Here is a 14677-nt window from a genome sequence, read left to right on the forward strand (position 1 = left end):
ACACCGACCCGCATCACCGCGCTCGCACTGCGGCAGCCCCGCAGCAGCACCTGCCCAGGCACCGAGCGACGGGGGTCCGATGACCACGCACACGGCGGGCGAGCCATACGGTTCGTATGGCCCGTCCGAGTCGTACGGGTCGGCGCAGCCGTACCCGGCGGCGCCGACGCAGGGTCAGGCGGATCCGGAGCTGGGCGGGCAGCAGGCGCAGGCGTACGGACAGGCCGCGCCCGGGTACGGGGAGGCCCCCCAGGGCTACCCGTACGCGCAGAACCCCCAGGAGTACGGGCAGGCTCCCCAGGAGTACGGCCAGCCCCAGGGCTACGGGCCCGGGCAGGAGTACGGGCAGCAGCCGGAGTACCCGCAGAACCCGTACCAGCAGCAGGATCCCTACCAGCCGCAGATCCACCAGCAGCGACAGGATCCGTACCAGCAGGACCCGTACCAGCAGCAGCCGTACCAGGACCAGCCGTACCAGGAGCAGCAGCCGTACGAGCAGCAGCAGGTCCCCTACCAGCAGTCCTACGAGCAGCAGCAACAGCCGCAGCAGCCGCCGTACGGCCAGCCCGACGGCTACCCCCAGGGCTACGGGCAGCCCGCCCCCGAGCAGTACTACGCGGGGCACTACCGGGAGCCGGAGCAGCAGCCGTACGTCGTCTCCGAGCCGTACACGCTGCCGCCCGACTACGGCATGCCGCAGATCTTCGGCGACCCGCCGACGATGTCCCTGTCGCTGCGGGCGATCGAGTCGTACGCCCCGCCGTCGCGCGGGCAGCTGCCGCAGCAGCGGGAGTCGGCGGACGAGGAGCAGAAGTCCGCGCCGTCCGAGGAGGCGGCGGCCGGGCGCAACGGGCTGATCATGGCGATCGGCACGCTGGCCTCGCGCGGCCTCGGCTTCGTGCGCAGCGCGATGCTCGCCTACGCGCTCGGCGTCAAGGACGTGGCGGCGACCTTCAACATCGCCAACACGCTGCCGAACATCGTCTTCACCATGCTGATCGGCGGCGCGCTCAGCTCGGTCTTCGTACCCGAGCTGGTGAAGGCGCAGCGGACCCACAAGGACGGCGGTGTCGCGTACACCGACCGGCTGCTCACCCTGTGCACGGTGGCGCTGGTGGCGCTGACGGCGGTGGCGGTCTTCGCCGCGCCGCTGCTCGTCAGCGTCTACGCACCGGACTGGCACGGGGCGCAGCGCGACCTGACCATCGCGCTCGCCCGGTACTGCCTGCCCGAGATCCTCTTCTACGGCCTCTTCACCCTGCTCGGCCAGGTGCTCAACGCCCGTGGCAAGTTCGCCGCGATGATGTGGGCGCCCGCGCTGAACAACATCGTCGCGATCGCGGTCTTCGGGCTCTACGCCGTGATCGGCGGCCAGGCCGCGGCGGTCGGCAAGGTGACCTCGACGCAGACGGCGATCCTGGGGATCGGCACCACCTTGGGCGTGGTGGTCCAGGCGCTGGGCATGCTGCCGTCGCTGCGGGCGGCCAAGTTCCGCTGGACGCCGCGCTTCGACTGGCGCGGCGCGGGCCTGAGCCAGCCGCTGCGGGCGGCGAGCTGGGCGCTGCTGCTGGTGATCGTCACCCAGGTGGCGTTCACCGCGCTGACCGCACTGACCACCAGCATCGACTCCGGCGCCAGCAACGCGGCCTACAGCAACGCCTACGCGCTCTTCGTGGTGCCGCAGGGCGTGATCACCATCTCGCTGGTGACCGCGATCCTGCCGCAGATGTCCCGCGCGGCGGACGAGGGCGACCTGCCGAAGATCGGCGCGGACCTGTCCCGGGTGCTGCGGAACTCGGCCGCGATGATCATTCCGATCACCATGCTCTTCATCGCGTTCGCCGGCCAGCTCTCCGGTCTCGCCTACGGCTACGGCGCCGGCGCCTCGGCCACCTCGCTGATCAGCTACTCGCTGCTGGCCTTCGCGATCGGCATCCCGTTCTTCTGCGCCCAGTACGCGCTGGCTCGCGGCTTCTACGCGATGAGCGACGCGCGGACCCCGTTCTGGCTGACGGTGGTCTCCTCCGGCACCAACGTGCTGCTCTCCTACCTCGCGTTCCTCGTGCTCAGCCCGCACTGGAAGGTCGTCGGCATGGCGAGCGCGCAGACGGTGGCCTGCGTGGTCAGCATGACGATCACCGGCCGGGCGCTGGCCAAGCGCCTGCAGTCGCTGCCGCCCGCGCCCGAGGACCCGGAGGCACGCGCCCGGGTGCTGCGGGCCTCGCTCAGCAACCGGGCGGGCAGCGGCCTCGACGGCCGCCGCGTCTTCGGGCTGCACCTGGGCCTGGTGCTGGCCTGCCTGCCGGGGGCGCTGCTGGGGCACTTCCTGGCGAGTGGGATCGGCGGCATGCTCGGCGGCGGGTTCTTCGGCAACCTGTTCGGCCTCGGCGTCGGCGCGGTGGTCGTGCTCGCCTCGCTCTTCGTGCTGGCCAAGCCCTTCGGTGCCGCGGCGGCCGTCGCGCCGCTGGCCCGTCGGCTGCGGCTGCCCTACCCGCAGGTCCCGGAACCCGCTGGGCGGCGCCGGCGTCGGTAGGCTGCCCGGACATGACCTCCGCTCAGCTCTCCCAGCCGTTTCCCCTGCCCAGCCGTCCGCTGCGGGTCGCCGTCGCCCAGGCGACCGTGGTCCGCGGCGCGGTGGACGCCAACGTGGCCCGGGCGGCCGCGCTGATCGAGCAGGCGGGCGCCGACGGGGTCCAGTTGGTGCTGTTCGCCGAGAAGTTCCTCACCGGGTACGAGCCGGAGCTGATCGCGAGTGATCCGGCCCGCTACACCGTGACCGAGGACGATCCGCGCCTGTCCCCCATCGCCGCCGCCTGCCGGGCGGCCGGCACCGCCGCCGTGGTCGGCGCGGCGACCCGGGACGCGGCCGGGGTGCTGCGGATCTCCGCGCTGGTCTTCGGGCCGGACGGCGCCCTCGCCGCCCGGTATGACAAGCAGTACCAGTTCGGCGGCGAGCCCGAGGTCTTCGCGGCCGGCACCACCGGCTGCACGGTCGAGCTGGCCGGCTGGCGGCTGGGCCTGGGCGTCTGCTACGACTCCGGCTTCCCCGAGCACGCCAGGGCCGCCGCGCTGGACGGCTGCCACGCCTACCTGGTCGGCGCACTGTTCAGCCGGGGCGGCGGGCGGCAGCAGGTCGACACCTGGTTCCCGGCCCGGGCGATCGACAACACCGTTTACGTGCTGCTGGCCAACCACATCGGGCACACCGGCGCGATGGACACCTGCGGGCACAGCGCCGGCTGGGGTCCCGACGGCCGGCTGATCGCCGCACTGGGCGAGACGGAGACCGGGCTCGCGGTGGTCGACCTCGACCCCGAGCGGCTGCGCGCGGTCCGGGAGGACCTGCGGATGCTGAGCGACGTCAAGGACCGGGACGCGGCCGCCACGGCGACCCGGTCGCTGGTGCGGCTGGGCTGAGCCGCACCAGCCCGCCGTCAGCGCGCCGCCGCCGGCGCCGGGGTGCAGAGCAGGGCCGCGCGCAGGTCGAGGCGGTCGTCCAGCCTGCCGAGGTCGCGATCGGTCAGCTCCTCGATCCGGCGGATCCGGTAGTGCACGGTGTTCACGTGGACGTGCAGCGCCTCGGCCGTGCGGGCCCAGGAGCAGTCGTGGCGGAGGAAGCTGACCAGGGTGGCCAGCAGCGAGCCGCCGGTGAGGCGGTCGTGCTCGGTGAGCGGGTCGAGCAGGCGGCGGCGGAAGGCGGCGGCCACCTCGGCCGGGATGCCGCGGACCAGCGCGGCCAGCGAGTCCAGTTCGGCGCTCGCCCCCACCGAGCAGGCAACGGGCTGAGCCGCGGCGGCCGCGTCCATGGCGTAGCGGGCCTGGCGCAGGCCCGCCGCCAGCTCGCTCGCCCGGCCGCCGGCGCGCGGACCGACGCCCAGGCGCAGCAGGTGGCGGTCGGGCAACCGGGCCTGCAACCGGGGCCAGACCTCGCGCAGCGCGGCCGTCAGTCGCGACGGGTCCGCGACGGCCACGACGGCGACGGCGCCGCCGCGCTCGTCGGCGCCGACCGCGAACACCTCGCAGGGCGCCGAGCGCAGCGCCTCGGCCAGCGCGTCCGCCGCCCAGGGCACGTCCAGACCGTCGATCCGGGCGGTCACCGGGACCAGCGGGCCGTCGCCGGGCAGGCCGCAGGAGGCCAGCGCCTCGCCGAGCTCGTCGGCGTGCACCGGTGCCGCGCCGGTCAGCAGGCCCGACAGCCGCTCGGCCGCTCGGCGCCGGTCGGCGGCCGCGCCACGGCTGCGGGTCCAGAGGGTGGCGAGCACGTCGGCCAGTCCGTGCAGCATGGCGGCCTGCCCCGGGCCGGCGGCGTGCGGGTAGAGGTACCAGCCGTCGAACGGCGTGTCGCCGCCCTCGCCGATGGGGAGCGCCGCGGTGGCGCCGGTGGGACCGGTAGGGCTGGTGGGGCTCGGGAGCGCGAGTCGGATCGTCTCCGGGTCCGGGGCGGTGGCGCCGGTGGAGGTGGCGATGGCGCGTCCGGAGGCGGAGACCAGCGAGCAGGGGCCGCAGCCGAGCCGGGAGACCGCCTGCTCCAACACCTGGGCCGCCGGGGCGCCCGCGTACATCAGCTCGATCAGCTCGCGCCGAGCCCCCTCCGGCACCGTCGCCGCCTCGCCGGACTGCGTGCGCAGGTCACCCCAGAGACGTAGGTAGACCCGGTCGGTCACGGCCCGGAAGCTGGTCCCGGCCGGCACCGAGAGCAGCGGTATCCCGTGCACCCGGCACGCTTCGACCAACCCCGTCGGCACCTCGCCGTGCGTGCCCTCCCCCGCCAGCAGCGCGGCCACCCCGGCGCTGCGCAGCGAGGTGGCGAACCGCATCGCGAGAGCCTGCCCGGCGGGGTGGTCCGGCTGCCACCAGACCAGCCCGGAGAGCACCAGCTCGCCGGGCTGCAGGTAGCGGGCCGGGTCCTGGAGATCGGTGGAGGTGACACCGGTGACCGGGCGTTCCAGCAGCTCGGGCGGGCCCCAGGCCAACCGCAGCCGCAGGTCCGCCACGTCCAGGAGATCAGAAACGATCACCGCGACACTCCTCGGTACCGAGCACTCGGATGCGAGTGCCGCACCCGGCCGGCCCTCTTATCAGCCAGGGATTCAGGTGCAGATGCATGGTAAATGCCATGGGCCATGCCCTGTAGCCCCCGCTGGTTGATCATCCACCTGGCGGACGGTCGCAGGCGGGGCGGCCGGGACCGGGGCAGCCGTCGACCGAGCCAACTCGGTTCAGCGTAACGAAGTTGACGCACCGTCTGCGGGTGGCCGTGTGACCTTGCCCACACTGTTCGAACTCATGCGCCCTTTTCGGCCACTCGGAACGTCCAAGGAGAGGCAGTACGGGTAGCAACAGTGGGGGGAACATGTCGGGTGCGGGCAACAGTGGGGCGGTCCTGCGGATCGTCGGGCGTACGGTGGCCTGCGCCGTCTCCGCCTCGGTCCTGGCCGCGTGCGGATTCTCCTGGTACGCCTACCACGACCTCACCAGCGGGATGACCACCTCGAACGCGATCGAGATGGTGAAGCAGGCCGCCCAGCCCGGCCCGCAGCAGGCGGCGGTGTCCGCTCCGCCACGGCTGGACAAGTCGGTCAACATCCTGCTGATCGGCCTGGACAGCCGCAAGGACGAGAACGGCAACGACCTGCCCAAGCAGTTCGTCCAGGACCAGCTGAACGCCGGCAGCAGCGACATCGGCGGCTACAACACCAACACCCTGATCCTGATGCACATCCCGGCGAACGGCGGCAAGGTCGAGGCCTTCTCGATCCCCCGCGACGACTACGTCGACCTGGTCAACGTGCCCGGCGGCCACCCGCTCGGCAAGCACAAGATCAAGGAAGCCTACGACCGGGCCAAGTACTACGCCGAGGAGCAGCTCTCCAAGCAGTACTCGGGCGCGGACCTGGAACACCGGGGCCGCGACGCGGGCCGCGCGGCGACCCTGCTGACGGTGCAGAAGTTCCTCAACGTGCCGATCGACCACTTCGCCGAGCTGAACCTGAAGGGCTTCTACGACGTCGCCCAGGCGCTCGGGCCGATCACCGTCTGCCTCAACAAGGACGTCAGCGACCCGACCATCGCCCGCACCACCGACACGCCAGGCGGCGGCTCCGGCTTCGTGGGACACCAGGGGCTCAACCAGCTGGACGCCTCGATGGCGCTGGCCTTCGTCCGCCAGCGGCACAACCTGCCGGACGGGGACTTCGACCGGACCCACCGTCAGCAGGCGTTCCTCTCCTCGGTCACCAACAAGCTGGAGCAGGAGGGGATGTTCGGCGACCTCACCAAGATGCAGGGGTTGCTGGACGCGGTGAAGCAGGACCTGGTGATCGACAGCGGCTGGGACATCCTGGACTTCGCCCAGCAGGCCACCAACCTGACCGGTGGGAACGTCGAGTTCCACACGCTGCCGATGGAGGGCTACGCCACACTGGGGAGCGACGGGGACGTGAACCTGGTGGACGTGGGGAAGATCCAGGCGATGGTGCGGCAGACCATCGGCGGCATCGACCCGACGGCGGCGTCTGCGTCTGCGTCTGCCTCTGCCTCTGCCTCTGCCTCTGCGTCAACGTCGGCGTCCCCCTCGGACATTGCCCCGGCCAGTCCGTCCGCCCCGACCACGCCCAGCACTGCGGACAGCAGCACCCCGCCCTCGACCGACGGCGCCACCCCCTCCCCCAGCGACAGCTACTTCGGCCCGGCCGTCCAGGGCGGCGTCCCCTGCGTCAACTGACGCCGCCGGGCACCCGTGTCGGCACGGGAACCGAACTCGGCCGGGCCGCGGCGCCCGGCCATTGACCGTGCGGGCGGTGGACTATACCTTCCCTCTCATTGGTCTATGCCAATGAGTTCGTCGCACCATTCCCGTACCTCCCGCGTTCCCCACCGCCGCTCCCGCTCGCGGCGCCCGCCGAGGAGAGTCCATGCCAGCGACCCGCCGCACCGCCGTCCGCAGAGCCGCCGTCACCGCCGCTGCCGCCACCTGCGCCTTCGCCCTGCTGGGCGCGGCCCCCGCCAACGCCGCCCCGAGCCACGGGGGCGGACGGCCCGACGGCCAGAAGGAGTTGACCGGCTACTTCACCCAGTGGGGCATCTACTCCGGCTTCATGGAGAAGAACCTGGTCACCACCGGCGAGATCAACCACCTCACCGAGCTCGACTACGCCTTCAGCGACGTCACGGCGGACGGCCTGTGCGGCAGCGGCGACAGCTGGGCCGACTACCAACGCCCCTTCTCCGCCACCGAGTCGGTCGACGGGCAGGCCGACGCGGCCGGGCAGGCACTGCTGGGCAACTTCAACCAGCTGCGCGAACTCAAGGCGAAGTACCCGAAGTTGAAGATCGTGATGTCGATCGGCGGCTGGTCCTGGTCCGGGCAGTTCTCCCAACTCGCCGCCACCGCGGCCGGTCGCCAGAAGTTCGTCGCCTCCTGCGTGGACCAGTACCTCAAGGGCGACCTGCCCGGCCTGCCCGCGGGCGCGGCCGCCGGCATCTTCGACGGCTTCGCCGTGGACTGGGAGTACCCGGGCGAGCCGGGCAACGGCAACCCCTACGGCCCGCAGGACACCCCGGACTACACCGCGCTGATGCGGGAGTTCCGGCAGCAGGAGACCCAGGCCGGGGCCGCCGACGGCAAGCGCTACCTGCTCACCGCGAACACCTCCGCCAACCCGGCGTTCGCCGCCAAGCTGGAGCTGCGGAAGATCGCCCAGGTGGTCGACTGGTTCAACGTCATGACCTTCGACTACCACGGCAGTTGGGAACCGACCGGACCGACCGACTTCTCCTCCGCGCTGTTCCAGGACCCGCGCGACCCGAACCCGGCCGACAACCGGTACAGCGTCGACCAGGCGGTCCAGTACTACGAGAACCAGGGCGTGCGCCCCGAGCAGATCGGCCTGGCCATCCCGTACTACGCCCACGAGTGGACCGGCGTCACCCCCGGCCCGAACGGCGACGGCCTCTTCCAACCCGCCACCGCGGGCGCGGCCGGCACCCCGGACTACAACCAGGTGGTCACCGCCCCCGGCAAGACCTACTGGGACCCGCTGGCCGCCGAGCCCTACAAGTACGACCCCACCACCGGCACCTTCGCCAGCTATGACGACCCCGCCTCGGTCTGGCTCAAGGGCCAGTACATCCGCGCCAGAAACCTGCGCGGCACCTTCGCCTGGTCCATGGACGGCGACACCACCGACGGCAGCCTGACCGCCGCCCTGGGCGAGAGCCTGAACGGCCACTGACCACCAGGCCGCCCCGGCGATGACGCAGAATGCCCCGCGACCCGATCGGGTCGCGGGGCATTCTGCGTCACGCGTGCGGTGTGCCCCAGGCAGGATTCGAACCTGCGACACGAGTTTTAGGAGGACCGGGGTGGGTCAACTGGGCTGACCTGCTGCTGTCCTGACTGGGCATCCTTGCGCTGTCCGCCCGCCCCGGCCCGCCGCTTCCCTTGGCGCCCCGTCCGACCTGGCACGGCTGTAGCACGGTGCCTACGCTGCGTCGTCTCGCTCCAAGATCAGGCTGATCGAGCCTTCTTCAAGGTTGACCCCGCCATCAAGGTGCAAGTGGTATCCCCATCTGAGTTCAGGATCGGCGAGACCGACAAGTTGCTCAGCCAGAGCATGAAGCCCTGCCGCGTTAGCTGCGATGGTGATCTCGGCCCCTGAGCCGTACACCTTGATTCGAGGGGAGTCCATTGCGGCACGGTACCGCGCGGGTTCGGCCGGCCGGCCAGTCCTCGGGCTGAGCGGGGTGGTTCCCTCCTCGCTCGGGCAGCTTCGCCGGACCAGGGTTCCCGGGGGCCGCCAAGGCTCACGCCCGTGACGCTTGCGCTTGGCCTTGGCGGCCCTGGGGTTCCGGGTGCGCCCTCAGCCGCTCCAGGTCGGCGGTGTAGGCCGGGCGAGCGGCCGAGCGCAGTTGGCGTAGGGCTGAGCGGCCACGGAGATGCCCAGGCCGTACACCTCGGTCAGGATGCCCGGTACCAGGGTGTCGGCGTACCCGTCCGCCCACTTCTTGATCTGTTGAAGGTGACAGGCGGCACCTCACCTGCTCCCGGGGGCCCGCTCGCTCAGGCCGGCCCGCCGTCCTGCGGGGCACGGCCGCCCTGACCCCGCAGCCGGGCGGCGTGCTCCTCGATCCGAGCGTTGCTGGCGGCTTCCTGCTCGGCCTTCTCCTCCCGCCTCGCCTGCTCCAGCTCGGCCTCAGCCTGCTCCACCTTGGCCAGCTCCTGGTCGATCCGGAGTTCCAGCTGCCGCCCCCGCAGGTCGTTGATCCTCTCCCCACGGCGCTTCTCCCGGCGCAGCGCGCGCTCGTGGAACTCCTCGGCGGCAGCCATCTGCCGGGCCACCAGGCCGTCGTAGGTCGTCGAGCCGCTCATCAGCTTGGTGATCGCCGGCAGGCAGTCGACCGCGATGAGCAGCAGTCGCAGCAACCACTGGGCCGCCCACACCATCCCGCTCCGCCCGGCCAGCCGGTCCAGCGCCTGGTCCTCCTCCAGGATGTCGATCTGGCCCTGGGCGGCACGCCGTTGCTGGACGAGGCCGGTGATCCGGCCGTCGATCTGGGCGGCGTAGCCCTTGGTCGCGTCAGCGGCGGTGGCATCCAGCTGGAGGACCTGGGTGTTGAGGGCGGCGAGCTTGCCCTGCTGGGTGTCGATTCCCGAGTCCGTCCTGAACTGGTCCGCCTCCTGCCGGGCGCGCAGACAGTTCGGACCCTGGCCGACCCGGCCGCTCAGTCCGGTGCCGGCCTTTCCGTTGCACTCGTCCCGGGCCAGCTGCTCCTTGGCGTCCAGCTGCTGCTGCACCGAGGCGACCTGGGTCTGCAGCTGGTCCCGTTCCGCCGTCACCTGTCGCAGGTCCTGCTGGGCGGCGGTCACCGAGTCCGTCGCCTGGAGGCGGTACTGGTCGCAGCCTGCTTCGGCGACCACGCTCCCGTTCTCGGGGTTGCAGTGCTTCAGCAGGCTCTCGTAGGCCAGCACGTCGTTCTGCCGCTCGTCCCTGACCTCCTGCTGGATGGCCGGCTGGAACACCCGCAGGACCAGCGGCTCCGCGATGACCGCGCCGAGCAGCACCGAGAGCACGAGCCGGGGCACCATCGTGCGCCACTTGGCGGCGCCGCTGCTGCCGTGCGTGCTGGCGATCAGCCAGGCGTCGAAGGAGATGATCACCCAGGCCCAGCCGAGCGCGACCGGGATGAGGAGCGGCCACGGCACCTGGACGAACTTGGTCACCGCCGTGAACAGTGAAACCCCTGCCAGCAAACCGGTGTTGAGTACGATGGCGCCGAGCCAGACGTACCGGCGGCGATCCTCGGGCACCCAGTCGAGGAGGTCTTCCTTGACGCCGGCGAACTTCCGCAGCAACCGGCCCACGCCATAGGAGGGCTTGGCGGGACGGTAGGGCCCGCCGGTCCTGCGAGCGCCCTCGGTGAGGGCGGCATCGAGCAGCAGTGCGTTCAGGGCACCGTCGAACTCCGTGGGGCCCGGCTGGTCGTGCTCAGGGCGCTCCGGCGGTTCTGCCACCGCGGGACCGCGAACCTCAGTAGTCATCCTCTTCCCTCAGGCCCTTGATCGATTCGTCAAGGCTCTCCGGAGCGAACTCGTCCGGCTCGTCCTCGTTCGGGTCCACCGTCGTGCGCCGCGCCGCAGGACCGATCGCCGGGGCTTCGGGGTCCGCCGGACCGGTGCCGAGCGCCTGTGCGCCGACGGCCTCCTGGATCAACGAGCCCACGTCGATGTTGGTGTGCGCGGTGTGGCCCTCCTTGATCAGATTGATGAGCAACTCCCGCCTGACCTCGGCGTCGCGGGCCTCCCTGAGCCGCCGGGCCGCGCGCTGGTTGCCCTCCTCCTGCTGCAGGACGCGCATCAACTCGAGGGGGTCCAGGCTGCCTGCGGCATGGGCGAGATGGGCGGCCTCGGTGGGGCTGTCGCCGACCTGCTCCTTGGTCAGCCGAGCCGCCCGGAGCGCGAACTCGCGGCGTTCCTGCTCCAGCAGCAGCTCATTGGTCTGGTCGGCCGTCGACGCGCCATGGCGGTGGTCCCGCTCGCGCTCGTCCAGGTCCTGCTCGTACTGCTGGCGCTGCGAGCCCAGCGTGTGGCTCTGACGCTGCCGTTCGAAGGCCAGCGCATGGTCGAACTCCTGTGTGCGCCGCTGCTCCTCGAAGTCCGAGAGCACCTCGGGGGTCCGTACTTGGACGCTCTCCAGCTCCACCGTCATGCCGTCGAGCCTCAGCGGCCGTTCGGTGATGTAGGCGAAGACCTGTGCGCTGGCGTTGCGGCGAACGGTGTTGACGTCCTTCAGTCGGTGGTCGAGCCCGAGTTCGAAGATCTGCCGGTGCTTGCGCAGGTGCGCCCGCAGTGCCAGCCCGGCATCCGTCAGGCCCTCCGCCACGATCTCGACGGGATCGGTCACCGTGCAGACGAAGGTGACCTCGACCGTGAACTCGCTGGCCTCCGCCGAGGGGATGGGCAGGAGCACGGTGACGGGCGTGTTGCGGCGCAGGTCGACGACGCTGACGTGCGAGGCCTCCACCACCGGCTGATCGCTCAGCCGGCCCTGGCCGGTGTCCAGGTGGTACTTGCCGTCCACCCGGTACACCATCACCTCGTGCGCGGAGACCGTCGGCAGCTCGTGCGCCTCGCGCTTGCGGGGCAGCAGCCCGAGCGGGCCCCGCTTGCGCGTCTGCGCCAGTGGACGCTGGACGACCACCGGGTACGGCTTGCTCATGTGTCGCCTTCCAGGAGCTCGTGGCGGTCGGCCTTGGCCACCGCCGCCAGGAGGATCTCGATCAGGGCCCGGGCCTGCCCGGGAGTACGTCGCAGACCGGCCGCCACCAGGCTCAGGTCACTGCGCAGCGGCCGGTACTCGTCGGGCGGCAGTGCGCGGGCCAGGTGTTCACCGAGCCGGGCCGCCTCGTCGGCCGGCTGGTCGCTGATCCTGCTCAGGCCCGCCAGACCGGTCGCCAGCGCCCCGAGGGCCCGCTGCCGGCTCGGCCGGTGCCGCAGCGCCGCGGCCCACAACCGGGCCACCACGGCCGTCCGCTCCGGCCAGCGGTGCAGGTACACCATCACCACCGGCACCCCGCTCTGGTCGTCGGTCACCTCGACCAGTTCCAGCACGGTCTCGATCACCAGGACGCTGGGCCGCGAGCCACCGCCCTCGTACAGCTCGTGGTCCAACTGGGCCGGGATCCGTCCCGGTTGCTCGCCCTCCGAGGTCAGCAGGCCGAACAGTCGGGCCAGCGCCTGCTGCGACGGCTGGCGGTTGCGGCCGCCGCGCCGGATCGCCCGCCAGATCGCGGCGATCGCCCGGCTCGGGTAGCGCAGGCCCAGCTCCCCGGCGAACGCCACCACGGCCGCCCAGCGCCGGGCCGCTGCCCCGTCCCGCGCCCAGGACTCGGCGGTGGTCAGCGCGACCGGTGCGAGGGTGTCGTCCGCCAGGCACATCAGCCACAGCGTGAAGACGGCCGTCTCCTGCCCGGCCCAGCCCGCCGCCCCGCCCGCCCAGGCCCGGAGGTAGGAGCGGTCGACCTCCTCGATGTCGCACTTGGCCAGCAGCGCGAGGCCGGTGGCAACAGCCGGCTTCAGCTCGGGGTCCAGCCGGTAGCCCTGCCGGACGGTCCCGTTCAGCCAGCCGCGCACCCCGTCCCAGAACGCGTTGTCATAGCGGTCGTAGAGCTCGCTCAGCACCCGCTCGCGGAACGCCGGTTCCCGGAAGTCCATCACCCGGCGGCTGCGGACGCCGTCCGCCACGGTGCGGATGGTGACCAGCCCGGCCGGATCGACGAACTGCTTGCGATGGCCCGGCAGGGTCGCCACGGCCTTCTCCGCCCGGTCGGGTTCGGCGACCGTGCTCGGCACCGCGGCCGCCATCTGCTCCTCAAGCCGGTGCAGCTCGGTCTCGACCGTCCGCACCGCGGTGCCAGCGGTGAACGCTAGCGCGGCAACTCCCAGGATCTCCCTGGGCGATCGCGGCTCCTGGAACCAGTTGCCGGCGATCTCGGTGGCCGCCACCGCAAAGCGCTCCATCGCCCGCTCCGGCGACCCACCCTGCGCGATCTGGCGCACCACCTCCATCAGATCCTGCGGGCGGAAGGCCGGCGGCACCGCCTGTGCGAACTGCTTCAGCTCCTGCTCGGTGAAACTGTGCCCACCGAGACGGTCGACGATGATCGCCATCGGGTCGGGGCGCTCCCAACTCTGGCGCCACGGCGAGCCCAGCGCCGCGCTGGCTGTGGTGACCACCAGGAAGGACTTGGCATCGGAGACCTGGTCCCTGATCCGATGCCAGAGGTGTGCCACGTCCTCCGCCGGGGTGGCATCGGCAACCCGCCCCGGAACCACGTAGCCGAACCCGGCGTGGTACTCGCGCACGGCCAGCTGGTTGAGCGTAACGGTGGGCGCCAGCAGGATGGTTGACCCCGACACGACCTCCCGGAGCAGGGCCAGCGCACCAGCGCTCTTACCCATGCCCGGAGACCCGGACAGCTCCACCACGCAGTTGCGGCGCAGCAGAGCGAGCGCCGCCGGGTAGCACGCCGGAGCCTGGTACCCGTCCAGGGTGTCGGCGACCTCGTCGGCGGTGAGCTTCCCGGTCTCGGGTAGTCGCCCCCGCCCCCGACCCCCCTTGCCGGATGTGCCGACCCCGAACACGCCTCCCCTGGCATCCACCTCACCGTTGAAAACCATGGTCACGAACTGCTGTACTGCCCCGCGCAGTTGGCGGCCATCCGGCTCCACCCCGGATTCGATCTCCGGGTCCTCGGCCGCAGCAGGGTAGCCGGCGGACTCACCCTCCGGCCCGGTTGTGGGTTGGGAGAAGGTCATCCAAGGGCTCCGTTGCTGATCCCGAACACCGCACCAGGAGCGTGCACGCTTCCGTTGACGACCGTGTGCACCATCTGGCCCTGCCCGAGGCCAGGTGCGCGGGTGACCGCAGACGCCGGTCCCGGAGCGACTGCGCGCTGCGCACCACCGGGTGCCTCCAGGCGCAGCGCCCTGATGTCACTGCCCGGCACCCGCAGCCACGCACGCACCCTGGTCTCCTTGTTGTCCACGGCAACCTCGCGGAAGTCCTGGTCGGTCAGCTTCGTGTGGCGCTGCACCACGACGTCCTGGTACACCTCGTCGGACACCATCACCGCGAGCAGTGCCCCGTCGTCCTGTTCCAGCGCGAGATGCGGCGGGCGACTGTCCACCAAGCGGCTCACCAGGACGACCCCTTGGCCCGCATACCCGTTGTCGGCCTTGATCGCCGCACCGAAGTGGATGGCGAGCCGGAGCCGCATGCGGAACTCCGGCAGTCGGCCGTGGTTGTAGTAGCGCAGGGCGGCATGGAGTTCGGCGACGAAGTCGTCCACCACGACCGGTTCGGCCTCCTGGTCCGGCAGGATCGCGAGTTCGCCATCCCCGGCACCCTGCCGGCTCCAGTCGAGACGGTCGAGCCCGGAGGCGTGGGCGGCTTCGTTGAGCACCATGAGCAGCGCACGCTGGACGTCCGCGTGCTCGCGGTCATCCCGGCGGCCGTAGCCCATGACGTCGACGGACAGCAGCAGACGACGAGCGAATCCCGGTTTTTGCACCAAGGCTGATCAACCTTTCGCACCGATCGGTGGGCGACAGAGAGTCAGTGTCGCGTGCGGGTACGACAGAAGATCCCGCAAAAGTACGGCGTTCACCCGTACCGTT

At 71.5% G+C, this 14677-nt stretch carries 10 protein-coding genes; 4 read left to right on the forward strand and 6 right to left on the reverse strand.

The features are described from left to right. Positions 1-79 precede the first annotated feature (79 nt). Together murJ and P3T41_RS11545 are read left to right on the forward strand one after the other, a co-directional pair. Positions 80-2533 carry a murein biosynthesis integral membrane protein MurJ gene (gene murJ, locus P3T41_RS11540; protein ID WP_280689596.1) on the forward strand — a complete coding sequence of 818 codons (2454 nt, stop codon included), beginning with the start codon at positions 80-82 and terminating at the stop codon, positions 2531-2533. A gap of 11 nt (positions 2534-2544) precedes the next feature. Beyond that, positions 2545-3417 (forward strand): carbon-nitrogen hydrolase family protein, encoded by an 873-nt coding sequence (locus P3T41_RS11545; RefSeq protein WP_280689597.1) that lies wholly within the window; start codon positions 2545-2547, stop codon positions 3415-3417. 17 nt (positions 3418-3434) lie between these two features. Here P3T41_RS11545 and P3T41_RS11550 read toward each other — a convergent pair whose 3' ends face one another. After that, positions 3435-5018: a PucR family transcriptional regulator gene (locus P3T41_RS11550; RefSeq protein ID WP_280689598.1), complete on the reverse strand. Its 1584-nt coding sequence runs from the start codon at positions 5016-5018 to the stop codon at positions 3435-3437. 335 nt (positions 5019-5353) lie between these two features. Here P3T41_RS11550 and P3T41_RS11555 point away from each other — a divergent pair, with 335 nt between their 5' ends. Next, on the forward strand, positions 5354-6724 hold the full coding sequence (locus P3T41_RS11555) for an LCP family protein (protein ID WP_280689599.1): 1371 nt from the start codon (positions 5354-5356) through the stop codon (positions 6722-6724). Positions 6725-6914: 190 nt separating this feature from the next. Beyond that, a complete protein-coding gene (locus P3T41_RS11560; RefSeq protein ID WP_280689600.1) occupies positions 6915-8234 on the forward strand; it encodes a glycoside hydrolase family 18 protein in 1320 nt (439 codons plus the stop codon). A gap of 249 nt (positions 8235-8483) precedes the next feature. Here P3T41_RS11560 and P3T41_RS11565 read toward each other — a convergent pair whose 3' ends face one another. The 5 genes from P3T41_RS11565 to P3T41_RS11585 all read right to left on the reverse strand — a co-directional run bounded on the left by P3T41_RS11565 (position 8484) and on the right by P3T41_RS11585 (position 14574). Continuing rightward, positions 8484-8690, reverse strand: coding sequence for a hypothetical protein (locus tag P3T41_RS11565; RefSeq protein WP_280689601.1), 207 nt, complete (start codon positions 8688-8690; stop codon positions 8484-8486). Between the two features lie 371 nt (positions 8691-9061). Further along, positions 9062-10540, reverse strand: a complete 1479-nt coding sequence (locus P3T41_RS11570) for a DUF4407 domain-containing protein (RefSeq protein ID WP_280689602.1) — start codon at positions 10538-10540, stop codon at positions 9062-9064. Beyond that, positions 10530-11717 carry a hypothetical protein gene (locus tag P3T41_RS11575; RefSeq protein WP_280689603.1) on the reverse strand — a complete coding sequence of 396 codons (1188 nt, stop codon included), beginning with the start codon at positions 11715-11717 and terminating at the stop codon, positions 10530-10532. The genes P3T41_RS11570 and P3T41_RS11575 overlap by 11 nt, the downstream gene beginning before the upstream one ends. Continuing rightward, positions 11714-13816, reverse strand: coding sequence for a hypothetical protein (locus P3T41_RS11580; RefSeq protein ID WP_280689604.1), 2103 nt, complete (start codon positions 13814-13816; stop codon positions 11714-11716). Before P3T41_RS11580 ends, P3T41_RS11575 begins: the two co-directional genes overlap by 4 nt. Further along, positions 13813-14574 carry a hypothetical protein gene (locus P3T41_RS11585; protein WP_280689605.1) on the reverse strand — a complete coding sequence of 254 codons (762 nt, stop codon included), beginning with the start codon at positions 14572-14574 and terminating at the stop codon, positions 13813-13815. The genes P3T41_RS11580 and P3T41_RS11585 overlap by 4 nt, the downstream gene beginning before the upstream one ends. Positions 14575-14677 lie beyond the last annotated feature (103 nt).

The organism is Kitasatospora sp. GAS204B, assembly GCF_029892155.1.
Classification (GTDB): domain Bacteria; phylum Actinomycetota; class Actinomycetes; order Streptomycetales; family Streptomycetaceae; genus Kitasatospora.

What these genes read in the sequence shown, in the direction of transcription:
- P3T41_RS11555 (WP_280689599.1), top strand. Translation starts at nt 5,354, where the DNA reads ATGTCGGGTGCGGGCAACAGTGGGGCGGTCCTGCGGATCGTCGGGCGT.
- P3T41_RS11560 (WP_280689600.1), top strand. Translation starts at nt 6,915, where the DNA reads ATGCCAGCGACCCGCCGCACCGCCGTCCGCAGAGCCGCCGTCACCGCC.
- P3T41_RS11545 (WP_280689597.1), top strand. Translation starts at nt 2,545, where the DNA reads ATGACCTCCGCTCAGCTCTCCCAGCCGTTTCCCCTGCCCAGCCGTCCG.
- P3T41_RS11580 (WP_280689604.1), bottom strand. Translation starts at nt 13,816, where the DNA reads ATGACCTTCTCCCAACCCACAACCGGGCCGGAGGGTGAGTCCGCCGGC.
- P3T41_RS11575 (WP_280689603.1), bottom strand. Translation starts at nt 11,717, where the DNA reads ATGAGCAAGCCGTACCCGGTGGTCGTCCAGCGTCCACTGGCGCAGACG.
- P3T41_RS11570 (WP_280689602.1), bottom strand. Translation starts at nt 10,540, where the DNA reads ATGACTACTGAGGTTCGCGGTCCCGCGGTGGCAGAACCGCCGGAGCGC.
- murJ (WP_280689596.1), top strand. Translation starts at nt 80, where the DNA reads ATGACCACGCACACGGCGGGCGAGCCATACGGTTCGTATGGCCCGTCC.
- P3T41_RS11565 (WP_280689601.1), bottom strand. Translation starts at nt 8,690, where the DNA reads ATGGACTCCCCTCGAATCAAGGTGTACGGCTCAGGGGCCGAGATCACC.